This window comes from Mycobacterium sp. M26 (assembly GCF_001494595.1).
In the GTDB taxonomy this organism is placed as follows: Bacteria; Actinomycetota; Actinomycetes; order Mycobacteriales; family Mycobacteriaceae; genus Mycobacterium.
The window spans coordinates 1,036,656-1,051,314 of sequence record NZ_LN929907.1; the positions used below are offsets into that span (position 1 = coordinate 1,036,656).

The 14,659-nt window shown below is 67.3% G+C and carries 11 protein-coding genes and 1 pseudogene; 9 read left to right on the top strand and 3 right to left on the bottom strand.

Annotation, left to right across the window (positions count from 1 at the left end; genetic code table 11):
- Positions 1-276: 276 nt before the first annotated feature.
- The gene (locus BN3385_RS04840; RefSeq protein WP_059015480.1) at positions 277-1,134 is read right to left on the bottom strand and encodes an SDR family oxidoreductase; all 858 of its coding nucleotides are present in this window, start codon (positions 1,132-1,134) and stop codon (positions 277-279) included.
- A gap of 43 nt (positions 1,135-1,177) precedes the next feature.
- On the opposite strand from BN3385_RS04840, the gene BN3385_RS04845 reads away from it, so the two are divergent.
- From BN3385_RS04845 to BN3385_RS04865, 5 genes are all read left to right on the top strand, one after another.
- Positions 1,178-2,203 carry a TIGR03617 family F420-dependent LLM class oxidoreductase gene (locus BN3385_RS04845; protein WP_059015481.1) on the top strand — a complete coding sequence of 342 codons (1,026 nt, stop codon included), beginning with the start codon at positions 1,178-1,180 and terminating at the stop codon, positions 2,201-2,203.
- A 35-nt stretch (positions 2,204-2,238) separates the two neighbouring features.
- Positions 2,239-2,859, top strand: a complete 621-nt coding sequence (locus BN3385_RS04850; protein WP_059015482.1) for a DsbA family oxidoreductase — start codon at positions 2,239-2,241, stop codon at positions 2,857-2,859.
- 4 nt (positions 2,860-2,863) lie between these two features.
- A complete protein-coding gene (locus BN3385_RS04855; protein WP_059015483.1) occupies positions 2,864-3,628 on the top strand; it encodes a GAP family protein in 765 nt (254 codons plus the stop codon).
- 8 nt (positions 3,629-3,636) lie between these two features.
- Positions 3,637-4,860 (top strand): MFS transporter, encoded by a 1,224-nt coding sequence (locus BN3385_RS04860; RefSeq protein WP_059015484.1) that lies wholly within the window; start codon positions 3,637-3,639, stop codon positions 4,858-4,860.
- A gap of 150 nt (positions 4,861-5,010) precedes the next feature.
- Positions 5,011-6,378, top strand: coding sequence for a PE-PPE domain-containing protein (locus BN3385_RS04865; protein ID WP_059015485.1), 1,368 nt, complete (start codon positions 5,011-5,013; stop codon positions 6,376-6,378).
- Positions 6,379-6,398: 20 nt separating this feature from the next.
- On the opposite strand, the gene BN3385_RS04870 is transcribed toward BN3385_RS04865, so the two are convergent.
- A complete protein-coding gene (locus tag BN3385_RS04870; RefSeq protein WP_231748630.1) occupies positions 6,399-9,635 on the bottom strand; it encodes an ATP-binding protein in 3,237 nt (1,078 codons plus the stop codon).
- Positions 9,636-9,849: 214 nt separating this feature from the next.
- A complete protein-coding gene (locus tag BN3385_RS04875) occupies positions 9,850-10,269 on the bottom strand; it encodes a GlcG/HbpS family heme-binding protein (protein ID WP_059015486.1) in 420 nt (139 codons plus the stop codon).
- 196 nt (positions 10,270-10,465) lie between these two features.
- On the opposite strand from BN3385_RS04875, the gene dnaK reads away from it, so the two are divergent.
- From dnaK to BN3385_RS04895, 4 genes and pseudogenes are all read left to right on the top strand, one after another.
- Positions 10,466-12,319: a molecular chaperone DnaK gene (gene dnaK / locus BN3385_RS04880; protein ID WP_059015487.1), complete on the top strand. Its 1,854-nt coding sequence runs from the start codon at positions 10,466-10,468 to the stop codon at positions 12,317-12,319.
- Positions 12,316-12,951 carry a nucleotide exchange factor GrpE gene (gene grpE, locus BN3385_RS04885; protein WP_082690287.1) on the top strand — a complete coding sequence of 212 codons (636 nt, stop codon included), beginning with the start codon at positions 12,316-12,318 and terminating at the stop codon, positions 12,949-12,951. The genes dnaK and grpE overlap by 4 nt, the downstream gene beginning before the upstream one ends.
- Before the next feature lie 30 nt (positions 12,952-12,981).
- Positions 12,982-14,236, top strand: a pseudogene (dnaJ, locus tag BN3385_RS04890) (molecular chaperone DnaJ).
- Positions 14,233-14,613 carry a heat shock protein transcriptional repressor HspR gene (locus tag BN3385_RS04895; RefSeq protein WP_059015488.1) on the top strand — a complete coding sequence of 127 codons (381 nt, stop codon included), beginning with the start codon at positions 14,233-14,235 and terminating at the stop codon, positions 14,611-14,613. Before dnaJ ends, BN3385_RS04895 begins: the two are co-directional and overlap by 4 nt.
- Positions 14,614-14,659 lie beyond the last annotated feature (46 nt).

A 14,659-nucleotide genomic window follows, 5' to 3' on the forward strand; every position in this document is an offset into this window, starting at 1 on the left:
GGCGCGTCGGCGGCCCCGTTCACCCGCCGCGGCCGGTGATGGCGCGATTGCTCATGGATCGATGACGCCCAACCGTTGCAGCGCGCGCCGGGCAGCGGCGATCAGCCCTCGTTCGCCCAACGGCACAGTGGCACTGGCATATCGACCTGGGATGTGCTGGGAAAAGTCCGTTCGGACCTCGCTACCGCAAACGAAGGCTCACCAAACTTAGCGGCCGGTGCGCTCGTCGCGATCGCAATCAGTTTTCGTGGGAACGGGATTCGCTGGCCTAGAGGGTCACTCGGTGAAGCTGGTGAACTGCCTACTGCGCCAAAGGTAGGGCACCAGGCGCCGGACCGGCACGGTTCTTGGCCAGTCGTCGGCGCGGAAGTAGGCATCCGACCCGCCGTCGACGAACACGATGCTGCCGCACAGGAAGTCCGCGGACGGTGACAGCATGAACACCACCCAGTCGGCCAGCTGCCCAGGGTCGCCGAATCCGCCGATCGGAACCGGGAAGGCCCGGATCATCTTGGCCTCCTTCGGGGTGGCCAGTTGGCCCTCGAGCAGCGGGGTCAGAATCGCCCCCGGCGCCAGGGCATTGAGCCGGATGCCGGCCCCGGCCCACTCGCGGGTCACCGCCTGCCGGCGCAACCACCGGCTGACCGCGATCTTGGAGGCGGCGTAGGCCATTGCAGGGGCGTTGCGGCCGAAGAACCGCACGGCGCGCACCGCCTTCTCAGCGTCCCCGCTGAGCAGGGCGTTGACCGCTCGTTTGGGTACCGCGGGCACGGTCGTCGTCGAGTTACTCGAGAAGACGACAACCTTGGCCCGGTCTGTGGCGGCCAGGGCCGAACGCCAGGCCGTCAGCAATTCGACGACGCCGAAATAGTTGACCTGCACGATCAGCCGGGAGCGGTCGGCGCCGGGCGTCGGACCGAGTCCGGCTGCCAGCACCGCCCCGTCGAGGCGGCCGCCGCTGGCGGCCAGTACCGCGTCGGCGGCCGACCGCCGCCCGGCCGGGGTGGACAGGTCGGCCACCACGTCGGCGCCCTTGATGTCGACGGTGATGACGGTATGCCCGTCGGCCTGAAGCTTCTCGACGACGGCACGGCCCATGCCGGAGGCCGAACCGGTGACTGCGTAGGTACCCACGTTTGAGACCTTAGGCGCTCGGCATTCGCGTACTGTCCGCTGCGTGCACGTCGACGTGATGACCACTGCTCTTCCGCTCGGCCAGATCGGCGCCCTGGCCGCCCGCACACAGGCGGCCGGGTTCTCCGGGATGCTGTTCACCGAGACAGGTCGCACCCCCTATCTGAACGCCGCGGTGGCCTCCCAGGCCGCACCCGGACTCCAGCTATCCACCGGTGTGGCCGTGGCGTTCCCGCGCAGCCCCTTCATCACCGCGGCGACCGCGTGGGAGCTTCAGGAGGCTACGTCCGGGAAGTTCCGGCTCGGGCTGGGCACCCAGGTCCGCACCCATGTGGTGCGCCGGTACAGCACCGAGTTCGAACGTCCGGGCCCCCGCCTGCGTGATTACGTGCTGGCCGTCAAAGCCTGTTTCGCGGCGTTCCGCACCGGCAAACTCGACCACCACGGGGAGTTCTACAACCTGGACTTCATCACCCCGCAGTGGAGCGCAGGACCCATTGACGCCCCCGATCCCAAGGTCGATATCGCCGCGGTCAACCCGTGGATGTTGCGGATGGCCGGTGAGGTGGCCGACGGCGTTCATGTTCATCCGATTGGGGAGCCCGGTTACCTTGCCCGCCATGTCGTCCCGAAAGTCGGTGAGGGCGCGGCGATATCGGGCCGGTCGGCCGCCGATGTCGCGCTGATCGTGCCGGTGATGACGATCGCCGGTGATACCGACGAGGAACGTGACGCCGAGCGTGAATCGGTGCGAGCCAGCCTGAGCTTCTACGGCAGCACCCCCAACTACGCCTTCATCTGGGACGAAGCCGGTTTCGAGGGCACGACGGCCCGGATCCGGGAGAAGCAGAAGGCGGGCGACTTCGCCGGGATGGCCGCTCAGATCACCGACGACCACATCGCCGTCTTCGCCACCGAGTCGACGTGGGACGGCCTCGCCGACGCGCTGGCCGCCAAATACGCCGGGATCGCGAGCCGCATCGTGCTCTACAACGCGGTGGGAGCGAGCCCGCAGCGGTTCGAGCGTTACGGAGAGGTCGCCCGGCGCCTGTCAGCCATCGCGGGGTAGGCCGCATTTTCCGGCTGTCGCGGTAACCTGCCGCCATGCGTACCGTCGAGGTCTTCGCCGATGTCCTGTGCCCGTTCACCCACGCGGGCCTGCACACCCTGATCGACCGTCGTACCGCGCTGGGGCACACCGAGCCGCGGCTGAACATCCGGGCGTGGCCGCTGGAACTGATCAACGGTGCACCGCTGGACGCCCACCACATCGGTGCCGAGATCACCGCGCTGCGTGCCTCGGTCCGTCCCGACCTCTTCGCAGGCTTCTCGACCGCCACGTTCCCGAGGACGTCGATGACCGCGTTCGCGCTGACCTCAGCCGCGGCCAGGACCGGAGATGCGGTGCTTGTCGAGGAGGTCGGCATGGCGTTGCGTGACGCCGTCTTCGAACAGGGCCTGGATGTCGGTGAGCCCGACGTCGTGGCGCCGATCGCTGCGCGCTTCGGTCTTGAGCCTCTTGATGCGGAGGCGACTTCTGCTGCGGTGCAGGCAGATTGGGATGAGGGGCGGGCGCGCGGGGTCATCGGGTCGCCGCACTTCTTCACCGCCGACGGCGAGAGCAGGTTCTGTCCGGTCCTCGACATCAGCCGTGACGATGTGGGCAACTTCGTCATCGCCTGGAAGCAGGGGACGGAAGCCTTCGTCGAGAGCCTGTTGGGGTGAGCCGATGAGCACACACTTCGCTGTTCTGGCGACTCTGGCGCTGGCGATCCTGTTCAGCCCCGAGACGCTGGTGCTGGGGCTGGTGGTCGCCAGTGACAAGAAGGTGCCCCGGCAGGCGGCGATCGCGTTCGCCGCCGGCGGGATCGCGGGCATCGCCTTCGCCACCGGAATCGGGATCCTGCTGGCTCACCTGTCCGGCGCCGGTTCGGCGTCAGCCGCCCATCACGACACCTGGGGCGGTTTCATCCTGCGGGTGGTCATCGCGGCAGCGTTGCTCACCATCGGTGTCTATCGGGCGATCGGCGCCATCCGGCACAAACCGATCGCCGATGTCTCCGAGCCCGATCGCAAAACGAGCCGGTTACGGGCCCGGCTCACCGAACGCTTCCCGGCGGCCATGCACCGCTTGGATCCCTCGGCGGACCTCACGCCGCGACAACGCATCGGCCGAGCCGTCTTCGCCGGTTTCGCGATCTGCGGGCTGCACCCCAAGGTCTTTCCGATCGCCATCGCGGCGGGCCACCAGATCCTGGAGATCAGCGACGGCCCGCACCGCAGCCTCGGGGTGGTGATGTTCGCGGCCATCGCGGTGGTGCCCGCACTGGCGCCCGCCGTCATCGAACTCGTCCGGCCGGGGGCGTCGGGCCGGATCAAGGACGGCTACGAGCGCATCATGAAGGTCCACGGCCGATGGGTTGTCGCGGTTCTCCTGCTGGCAGCGGGAGCGTTCGTGGCGTACAACGCAGTCATCCACCTACCAGCACACTGACGTGCGTCGTGACTGACGACCCGAACTCGGTCCGGCTGACAGGATTGCTCAGCGGGGTCTTCGTCACCCAGGTCGTCAACAGCGCGGTGCATCTGGCGCAGCCACTGCTGGTGGCCGACATGTCCGGGTCGCTCGGCAGTGCCGCGTTCTTCTCGGCCTTCGGTACCGGGGTGCACATGCTGGGCACCTACCTCGGCGGCTGGCCGACTGAACGGTTCGGTGCCCGCACGGTCCTGGTGATGTCGACCCTGCTGCGCGGAATCGTGTTGGCCGGCATCCCGATTGGGATGGCGTTCGGATTCGCCGGCTTGACCTGGGTGATGAGCTGTTACACCGTGGAGGCATTGATCCGCGGCTATGTCGACACCTCGGTGCATACCGTGCCGCTCGAACTGGCCGGGCATCGTGGTGATCTGCTGGACCGGATCAACTCCCGGTACGAGGTCGCCTTCGAAGTCGGGGCGGTGCTCGGGCCGCTGATGCTCGGTTCTCTGATGATCTGGTCAGCCGGGATCGTGCCGCATATCGTCATCCCGGTCGGCTTCGCGGTGTCAGCCGCGCTGTATCTGCTCATCCCAAAGACATTGCGGACCAGGGAAGCTGAGTTGGGAACCGGACATGCGCACGGCGGTACGTGGGCGGGTCTGAAGTACATCGTGGCGCACCGGTACCTGTTGATCGTCGTCGCCGGCTTGATGCTGTTCCACCTCTACGAATTGCGCAAGATTCTCAGCGCGTTCTTCGCCAAAGGCCTTCTGCACCAACCGGCCTACGTCGGCCACGTCGGTTCGGCGTTCGCCCTCGGCGGTGTGGTGGGCGCATTGCTGTACGCGGTGACCCGGCATCGCGGGTCGGGTGCTGGCTGGGTGTTCGCCGGTGCGGTGGGGACGGTGCTGCTCGCGGTGGGCTGGATACCGGCGAACCTGCCGGTGATGATCGTGGCGGTGTTCCTGTTCGGTATCGGCAACGTCTGCGCCCGGCTGGTGCTGACCCGGTGGCGTCAGGAACTCACGCCGCTGGAGCATGCCGGCGGAGTGACCGCGGCCTCGGAGTTCGGCCGCGCGGCGGTATCGGTCGGGGTGAACAGCGCGGTGGGCGGAGCGTTCTCCTCGGGCGCCGGGGTGTACGGGGCGTTCGGGATCGTCGGTGCGTTCCTGGCGTTGTTCGCGGTCGCGCAGATGTGGCTGGCCCGGTTCCTGGGCCGGCGGCGCGACGACGTCATCGGTCAGTAGTCGCAGGTGCAGTGCCGCGCTACTTAATCCCGGGCCCCGAATCCGAGTGACAGTTGCTGGGGCAAAGCGGAATCGCCGCTGTGGGAACGGAGGCAGGGGATGCGTCGCACACGGGAAGTCAGGGCCCTTGGACGAGCCGCGACGATACTGATGTCGATCGGCACCGCCGCTGCGGTGGCGGCAGCCACGGCACACCTGGATTCGACGCCACAGGTGACGCTGGCTGCCGATTCGACCGCGCTCGTTCTGTGCGGTACTACCTGCCCCACTCCTGATGACACCTTTGTCGACATCGTCAAGAATCAGTACATCTCACCGGCCTACCCCGGCCAGGACATCGACTACGTTGCCGTGACAACACCCGAGGAGTCCTGGCCGATCACGGGAGCGCTGCGTCTTCTGGGGCTGGCGTTCGGGGACCCGCGCGTTTTCGGGCCTGGCGGTCCGGCGTGGCCGGATGTGCCGTTGTGGAAGCTATCCGGGCTCTTCGACCTCACCCTCGACCGTTCGATTGAAGTGGGGGCCGCCGATCTGGAGACGGCGATCCAGCACCACGGCGACGATCATCTGGTGATCTACGGCCTCTCTCAGGGAGCAGTCGTCGCAAATGTCACCAAGCGAGATCTTGCCGTGCAATACCCCGAGGGCACCACTGCTCCCGATATCGATTTCGTTCTGCAGGGCGATGAGAATCTTCCCAACGGCGGTCTTCTTGCCCGCTTTCCGGGCTTTCACATCCCGATCCTGGAGTGGACCTTCAACGGCGCCGCCCCCACCGACACCCAGTTTGACACAATCGAAATAGCCCGCCAGTACGACGGATTTACCGATTTCCCGCTGTACCCCCTCAACCTCGTGGCCGACCTCAACGCGGTCCTTGGAATTCTTTACCTACACACGAGATCGTTCGACGTCAGCCTGCCGGCCGACGACCCCACGACATCACCTGCCTACCAGGGGGCTCACGGCGACACCAGCTACTACGTGTTTCCGACCGCCGACCTGCCCTTGTTCGGACCGCTGCGCAGCCTGGGCGTGCCCGAGAAGCTGATCGACATCGTGGAGCCGTTTTTTCGTGTGCTCGTCGAGCTGGGTTACGACCGCAGCATTCCGCCGTGGCAGCCCACCCCGGCGCGATTGATCCCACGTCTGAATCCGGTCAAGGTGCTCACCGATCTGGCGAAGGCCGTCGGTGAAGGCATCAATAATGCCCTGGCCATCCTCGGTGGGCCGCCGAGTCCGGATGCACCGGCCCCGGCCGTCGTCACCTCGGCGGCTGCGCAGCAGGAGGAAGTGCCTCCGCCGGCTGGACCCGAACCAGTGGGTGCCACAACGACATCCACCGCTCGTAGCCTGCCGTCGATGCGGGCCGTGAATGGGGAACTGAGGTCGTCGACGACCAAGCCGGTCAAGCCGGTTGGTCGCTCCGCGCGCTCACAGTCGAAGCGGGAGTCGGCCGAAGGTGCACGCGCTGCCCGGCCGGCGGCAGCGGCATCGACGGGCGGCTCCGCACGCTGAGACTCCGACCAGGAGTAGCGCTACCGCTCAGCGAGTGCCCTCGCCCACGCGATATGTCCTTCGAAACCCAGCGATTCCGCCCTGGCGAGGTAGCGCGCCGCCAGATCCGCGTAGGCGTCGGTCTCGCCGTGGGCGCGCGCCAACAGCGTCCTCAGGCGAAGCAGGGTGATGTCGAGTAGGACCGAACCCTGAGCTACCGGCTCGTTGGACAACCGTCGGACTGCCTCCCCGGCTTCATCGATGTCGGCGACTTCACCGCGTTCCAACAACGTCTCCACCAGAACTCCGGTGGCCCATACGCCGTAGAACGGGTATCCCCGGCGTAGTCGACCGACAGCTTCGCGCAAGGTATCGACAGCAGCCTCGAGGTTCCCGCGCTTAGCCATTTCCCTCGCGGTCCAGACGTCGGCGGCGGGGAGGAGAAAGAGGGCGCGCTTGCGCTGCCATACGTCGCGGGCCTTGGCCATGGATCGCAGACCGCGGTCGCGGTCCGCGACGGAGTCGCTATGCAGCAGTGCGACACCCAATGTGTACGCGGCCAGACCGACCGCGCGATCGCTGCTGGCCTTCTCGGCAATCTCTACTGCCTCCTCGCAGGCGGTCACCAGGGTGTCGTCGACGTGGAAGACGGCGCACTGCATCGCGAATCCGTAGCTCCAGGCGATGGCTGCCGAGAGGGTTTCGGCGTTGGCGCGGCGGGCCAGTGCCACGGCTTGGTGGAGATCGGGCCCCCAGCCTTCCTCCCCCAGACACCAGCGAGCGGTACCGCGCCACGCCAGCGCGATCGCGAGGGGGGAGCCGAAACCGTAGCCCGCTCCCTTGACCGGGTCGCCGGCCGCCACGTCGGCAATGCGCTGTGCCCAGCGCAGAACCTCGCCGAATTCGCAGACTCCGTGCCAGTTACACAAGGCGATTGCTGCCAATCCCATGGCGGGCGCGGGGTCGTCGATCGTGGCGAGCAGTGCCATCTGCCGCGATGACAGCCGCGCTCCCTCGGCCACCCGCTCGGCATACAGGAGCTCAGTGGCGAGCCCGGTCATGGCGATGGCCAGCGAGACGGTATCTCCCGTCGTACCGCACAGCTGTTGCAGTTCTTCGAAACGGCTCCTGCTTTCCTGCACCTCTCGAGCTTGCCAATCCGTCGCGCACAACATGGCGCGCGGCTTGATACGCATGGACATCCGATCGGCGGTGTCGGCAGACAGTGCATCTGCGATGCCGGTAGCTCGCTCCCAGCAACGTCGCGCCGCCACGAGATCCCGATTGGTGGACCACTCGGCTGCACGCATCTGCCAGTCGTAGGCCGCTGGCAGATCGCTGGCGGCTTCCAGGTGTTCGGCGATGAGTGCGGCGTTCTCCTCGACCGAGCTGGGGTCGCGGGTTTGGATTGCCGCCGCCAAGCGGCGGTGCCATTCGGCACGATCGGATTTCAGCTGCGATTCGTAGGCGACCGCGAGGATGAGCGGATGCCGAAACGCATACTCGGCGTTGCTCATCGGCCCGATTCTCTCGATCAGTTCGACATCGAGAAGTTGGTCGACTGCTGCTTCGATACCGACAGCCGTCAACAGTTCGGTGCTGAACCGGGCCCCGATGACCGAGGCGGCGTTCAACGTCCGCTTTGCCTGAGTGCCGAGCCTGTCGATACGCGCTTCGATGGCGGCTTGGACCGTGCCCGGCACTGCCACATCGGCAGCCCTGACGTGACTCACGTAGCTTCCACTGTCCCCGTCGAGCACCGCGCGCTGGGCGAGTTCGTGCACCATCTCCTCGGCGAAGAATGGATTGCCCGCAGCCCGTTGGGTGATGATCGCCGCCAGTTCGCGCACCGAGGGATCTGGCCCGAGAAGCTCCTCGAGCAGATCCGCGATGTCCGAATCACCCAACGGGCCAAGTGCTATTCGCTGTGAGGCGGGCAGCCTAGTCAAGGCCCCCTGGTACTCCGGCCGGTAGGTGATCGCCACCGCCGAGGCGGTGTGCGGGACCACGCTCAGAAAGTCTGCGATCAGCGACTCGCTGACCGTATCGACCCAGTGTGCGTCCTCGATGATGAACATCGCAGGTCGGGTGCGGGCCCGCGACGCACCCTTGATCAGTGCGGTCAGCCTGCGACGGCGCGCATCGGCGGCGATAGCCGGCCGCGGGACGGCAGGATCGGCGATTCCCAGCAGTTCGTCGAGAAGCAGCAGATCCTCCGGATCGGCGTGTGGGAATCGCTCCCGCACCCGGGTCCTGGCGGTATCGCTGCCCAGGCCGGCTACACCGGTTGTCGCCCGAAGCAGGCCCGCCACAGCGTGGAAGGGGATGTCGCTGGCGTGGGATTCGCAGAATGCCCAGAACACGTCGACACCGCGAGCTGCTGCCGACGCCGCAATCTCACGTGCCGTCCGGCTCTTGCCGATTCCCGGTGAACCAACCACTTCCACCACTGAGCCGTGGCCATCTATGGCGCGGTCCACGACAGCGTCGAGTGCCGCCATCTCCCAACTCCGGCCAACCAGTCTGGCCTCGGCGCGCGCCCTGAGGCCGTCTCGGGGTTTGATTCCGACGAGTCGGTACGCCCGCACCGGCTGGTCGGATCCTTTGATGGATACCCATTCCAGTTCGCCCAGGCTCGCGGTGTGTTCGACCAGCCGCGCGGTCGATTCCGACAGCATCACCCCGCCTGCGGGCGCGGCGGATTCGATCCGCTGGGCGACTCCGACGGGCGACCCGGTCGCGGCGTAGCCCAGCATCCCGGAGCCGAGGTCCCCGGCGATGACCCGGCCCGAATTCAGTCCCACCCGCACCTGCAGGGTCACTCCGTCGCGGCGCTGCACCTCGCTGGCTAGCTCGGCCATCGCATCTTGGATCGCTAGAGCGCTCGCGCATGCGCGAAAGGCGTGATCTTCCAGGGCTTTTGGGGCTCCGAAGACGGCCATGACGCCGTCCCCGTTGTAGTCCACCGTGCCGCCGTAGCGCTGCACCACCGCGGCGGAGCGTTCCACGACTGCGGTCATGACGTCGCGTAGCCGTTCGATGTCCACGGTTGCCGCGATGTCCATCGAGCGCACCACGTCCGCGAACAGGACCGTCACCTGCTTGTACTCGGAGGTGTGGGTGGCCGGAGCGAGTCGGGCGCCGCACCGGCTACAGAAGGGGCCCGCCGAGGGTGAATGCGCGCCGCATGAACCGCACTCGTGCTCTGCTGCGGTCAGCTCACCGCCGCCCTCCCGGCTGGCGCCCACGGCCACAATCGTGGCATCACTGGTCGTCACTGTCTGCTCAATTCGCTGGCGCGACCAACTCTGACTCCCGAGCGTGCGCCAACTACACGCCGTAACGGTGTGCTGACGCGCACGCTCGCGGCCGGGGCGCTCGCGTTTTCGGGCGTTCGGGATCGTCGGTGTGTTCCTGGCGTTGTTCGCGGTCGCGCAGATGTGGCTGGCCCGGTTCCTGGGCCGGCGGCGTGACGCGATCAGCGGCCGGTAGTCAGGCCCCGGCCTCCCAGGAACTCACTGCGGCCTGGGCGCAGGCAACGTCGTCGTCGGTGCTGGCGCCGCTGACGCCGACCGCGCCAACGATGTCGCCTCCGGAGTGGAGCGGGATGCCGCCGCCAAAGATGACGAATCGGCCGCCGCCATTGGCCTGCAGCCCGAACAGTTCCCCGCCCGGCGCGGCGAGTACCGCGAGTTCCGCGGTGGCGATGCTGTTGGCGACGGCGGTGTAGGCCTTGTCGACGGCGAGCACCGGCCCGGCGATCTCGGCACCGTCCATCCGGCCGAACGCGACCAGATTGCCGCCCGCGTCCACCACCGCCGCGGAAATCCTGATCGACCGGCGTTGTGCCTCGGTGTGGGCGGCGGCCACCAGCCGCTGTGCGGTGATCAGGTCGATCGTCGGTGAGGTCATGCGCCTCAACCTAGGGGCTGTCCCGAGAGGGTGCAGCCGACCGAACCGGGAACAAATCCGCGACAGCCGCCGTTGACCACTTCGACAACTTGAGTGGACTCGACTCAACTAAGGCTTGACAGCCAGGCTCCGACAGGAGCAGTCTTGAGTCTGGTCCGCTCAGACCTAAGACGTAACTATTCAGGAGGAATACATCATGGCTCGTGCGGTCGGCATCGACCTCGGGACCACCAACTCCGTCGTCGCGGTACTGGAGGGTGGCGACCCGGTCGTCGTCGCCAACTCCGAAGGGTCCCGCACCACGCCGTCGGTGGTTGCCTTTGCACGCAACGGCGAGGTGCTGGTTGGCCAGCCCGCCAAGAACCAGGCAGTGACCAACGTCGACCGGACCATCCGTTCGGTCAAGCGGCATATGGGCACCGACTGGTCCGTCGAGATCGACGGCAAGGACTACACCGCGCAGGAGATCAGCGCCCGTGTGCTGATGAAGCTCAAGCGCGACGCGGAAAGCTACCTCGGTGAGGACATCACCGACGCGGTCATCACCGTGCCCGCCTACTTCAATGACGCCCAGCGTCAGGCCACCAAGGAAGCCGGCCAGATCGCCGGCCTCAACGTGCTGCGCATCGTCAACGAACCGACTGCCGCGGCCCTGGCCTACGGCCTGGACAAGGGCAGCAAGGAACAGACCATCCTGGTCTTCGACCTCGGTGGCGGCACGTTCGACGTCTCGCTGCTGGAGATCGGTGACGGTGTCGTCGAGGTCCGCGCGACCTCCGGTGACAACCACCTCGGTGGCGACGACTGGGACGACCGGGTCGTGACCTGGCTCGTCGACAAGTTCAAGGCCACCAGCGGCATCGACCTGACCAAGGACAAGATGGCCATGCAGCGGCTTCGGGAAGCCGCCGAGAAGGCCAAGATCGAACTCTCGAGCTCGCAGAGCACCTCGATCAACCTGCCCTACATCACCGTCGACGCCGACAAGAACCCGCTGTTCCTCGACGAGCAGCTGACCCGCTCGGAATTCCAGAAGATCACCCAGGATCTGCTCGACCGCACGCGGCAGCCGTTCCAGCAGGTGATCAAGGACGCCGGCATCTCGGTGGCCGACATCGATCACGTGGTGCTGGTGGGTGGTTCCACCCGCATGCCCGCGGTGACCGATCTGGTCAAGGAACTGACCGGTGGCAAGGAGCCCAACAAGGGCGTCAACCCCGACGAGGTCGTCGCGGTCGGCGCCGCCCTGCAGGCCGGTGTGCTCAAGGGTGAGGTCAAGGACGTCCTGCTGCTCGATGTGACCCCGCTGTCGCTGGGTATCGAGACCAAGGGCGGCGTGATGACCAAGCTCATCGAGCGCAACACCACCATCCCGACCAAGCGGTCGGAGACCTTCACCACCGCCGACGACAACCAGCCGTCGGTGCAGATCCAGGTCTATCAGGGTGAGCGCGAGATCGCCGCACACAACAAGCTGCTCGGCAGCTTCGAGCTGACCGGTATCCCGCCGGCTCCGCGTGGCGTGCCCCAGATCGAGGTCACCTTCGACATCGACGCCAACGGCATCGTGCACGTCACGGCCAAGGACAAGGGCACCGGCAAGGAGAACACGATCAAGATCCAGGAAGGCTCAGGCCTGTCCAAGGAAGAGATCGACCGGATGATCAAGGACGCCGAGGCGCACGCCGAGGAGGACCGCAAGCGTCGCGAAGAGGCCGACGTCCGCAACCAGGCCGAGTCGCTGGTCTACCAGACGGAGAAGTTCGTCTCCGAGCAACGTGAGGCCGAGGGCGGCTCCAAGGTTCCCGAGGAGACGCTGACCAAGGTCGACGGCGCCATCGCCGAGGCCAAGACCGCGCTCGAAGGCAGCGACATCGGTGCCATCAAGTCGGCCATGGAGAAGCTGGGCGTCGAGAGCCAGGCTCTCGGCCAGGCGATCTACGAGGCCACCCAGGCCGAGCAGGCCGCGGGCGGCGGAGCCCAGGCTGGCTCCAGTGCCGACGACGTGGTGGACGCCGAGGTTGTCGAGGACGATCAGGAGAACAAGTGACCGACGGGCATGCAGACGAACCGGTGACCGTCACCGACAAGCGTCGCATCGACCCGAACACCGGCCAGGTGCGCGAAGGCGCCGCCTCCGGCCCGGCCCCTGGTGGGCCGGCGCCGGAGGGCGGCTCCGCACCGGCTTCGGGCGACGCTGACAAGATCGCCGAACTGACCGCCGACCTGCAGCGTGTGCAGGCCGACTTCGCCAACTACCGCAAGCGCGCCCTGCGCGACCAGCAGGTGGCCGGCGAACGGGCCAAGGCCGTCGTGGTGAGCCAGTTGCTCACCGTGCTCGACGACCTCGATCGCGCCCGCAGCCACGGTGATCTGGAGGGCGGCCCGCTCAAGTCGGTCGCCGACAAGCTGGTGTCCGCCCTGACCGGGCTGGGACTCAGTGCGTTCGGCGCCGAAGGCGACGAGTTCGACCCGTCCCTGCACGAAGCCGTGCAGCACGAGGGTGAGGGCTCCAAGCCGGTGATCGGCACCGTGATGCGACAGGGCTACAAGCTCGGCGACCAGGTGCTGCGGCACGCGCTGGTCGGGGTCGTCGACACGGTCGACGACGAGGCCGGGCACGCCGACACGCCCGCGAACGCGGCGGAGTCGGGCGCCCAGAACGCAGAATCAGATCAGTAACAACGAGACCAGGTAAGGAGGTGACGCTGCATGGTTCAACGCGAATGGGTTGAAAAGGACTTCTACAAGGTGCTCGGCGTCTCCTCTGATGCCGACGACGCGGAGATCAAGCGGGTCGCCAAGAAGCTGCTCGCCGAGAATCATCCCGACCGCAACCCGGACAACCCGCAGGCCGAAGAGCGCTACAAGGAGGTCGGAGAAGCCCGCGATGTGCTGACCGACCCGGCCAAGCGCAAGGAGTACGACGAGACCCGCCGGCTGTTCGCCGGCGGGGGCGGCTTCGGCCGTCGCTTCAACGGCGGCGGTGGGGGCGGTGCCGGCGGCCGGCGGGGGCGGCTTCGGCCGTCGCTTCAACGGCGGCGGTGGGGGCGGTGCCGGCGGCGGCTTCGGTGGCTTCAGCGGTGACGGCGGAGAGTTCAACCTCAACGACCTGTTCGGCCAGGCCGGGCAGGACGGTGGGGCCAACATCGGTGACCTGTTCGGCGGACTGTTCGGACGGGGCGCCCAGCCCCGGCCGAGCCGGCCCCGTCGCGGAAAGGATCTCGAGACCGAAACCGATCTCGACTTCCTGGAGGCGACCAAGGGTGTCGCCATGCCGCTGCGGCTGACCAGCCCGGCTCCGTGCACCAACTGCCATGGCAGTGGCGCACGGCCGGGCACCAGCCCGAAGGTCTGCGCCACCTGCAACGGCTCCGGGATGATCAACCGCAACCAGGGCGCGTTCGGGTTCTCCGAACCGTGCACCGACTGCCGCGGAAGCGGTTCGATCATCGAGCACCCCTGTGACGAGTGCCGGGGGACCGGCGTCGCGACCCGGACCCGCACCATCAACGTGCGGATCCCTCCGGGTGTGGAGGACGGTCAGCGTATCCGGCTGGCCGGTCAGGGTGAGGCCGGGTTGCGCGGGGCACCCTCGGGTGACCTGTATGTCACCGTGCACGTCCGTCCCGACAAGGTCTTCGGCCGCGACGGCGACGACCTGACCGTGACCGTTCCGGTGAGTTTCACTGAACTGGCCCTGGGCACAACGCTTTCCGTTCCCACGCTGGAGGGCAAGGTCGGGGTGCGGGTGCCGAAGGGCACCGCCGACGGACGCATCCTGCGGGTGCGCGGCCGTGGTGTGCCCAAGCGCAGCGGCGGACACGGCGACCTGCTGGTCACCGTCAAGGTCGCGGTGCCACCGAACGTGGAAGGCCCGGCGCTGGAAGCGCTCGAGGCCTACGCGGCTGCGGAGAAGGCCAGCGGGTTCGACCCGCGCGCTGGATGGGCAGGTAACCGGGCATGAGCGCAGCCGGCGAATCACGAGAGTCGCGCACGTTCCTGATCTCGGTGGCCGCCGAGCTGGCCGGTATGCATGCGCAGACACTGCGCACCTACGACCGGCTCGGCCTGGTCAGCCCGCAGCGCAGTTCCGGTGGCGGGCGCCGGTATTCGGAACGTGACGTGGAGCTGCTGCGCGAGGTGCAGCGGCTCTCCCAGGACGAGGGCGTGAACCTCGCCGGCATCAAGCGGATCATCGAGCTGACCAATCAGGTCGAGGCCCTGCAGTCCCGTCTGCAGGAGATGGCCAAGGAGCTCGACTCGTTGCGCGCCAATCAGCGGCGCGATCTGGCGGTGGTGCCCAAGAGCACCGCGCTGGTGGTCTGGAAGCCCCGGCGCTAGTCCGCCGACCCCTACCCGCGCCGAGATTGAACTCATGCCGAAGATG

What these genes read in the sequence shown, in the direction of transcription:
- BN3385_RS04850 (WP_059015482.1), top strand. Translation starts at nt 2,239, where the DNA reads ATGCGTACCGTCGAGGTCTTCGCCGATGTCCTGTGCCCGTTCACCCAC.
- BN3385_RS04855 (WP_059015483.1), top strand. Translation starts at nt 2,864, where the DNA reads ATGAGCACACACTTCGCTGTTCTGGCGACTCTGGCGCTGGCGATCCTG.
- BN3385_RS04865 (WP_059015485.1), top strand. Translation starts at nt 5,011, where the DNA reads ATGTCGATCGGCACCGCCGCTGCGGTGGCGGCAGCCACGGCACACCTG.
- BN3385_RS04875 (WP_059015486.1), bottom strand. Translation starts at nt 10,269, where the DNA reads ATGACCTCACCGACGATCGACCTGATCACCGCACAGCGGCTGGTGGCC.
- dnaK (WP_059015487.1), top strand. Translation starts at nt 10,466, where the DNA reads ATGGCTCGTGCGGTCGGCATCGACCTCGGGACCACCAACTCCGTCGTC.
- BN3385_RS04895 (WP_059015488.1), top strand. Translation starts at nt 14,233, where the DNA reads ATGAGCGCAGCCGGCGAATCACGAGAGTCGCGCACGTTCCTGATCTCG.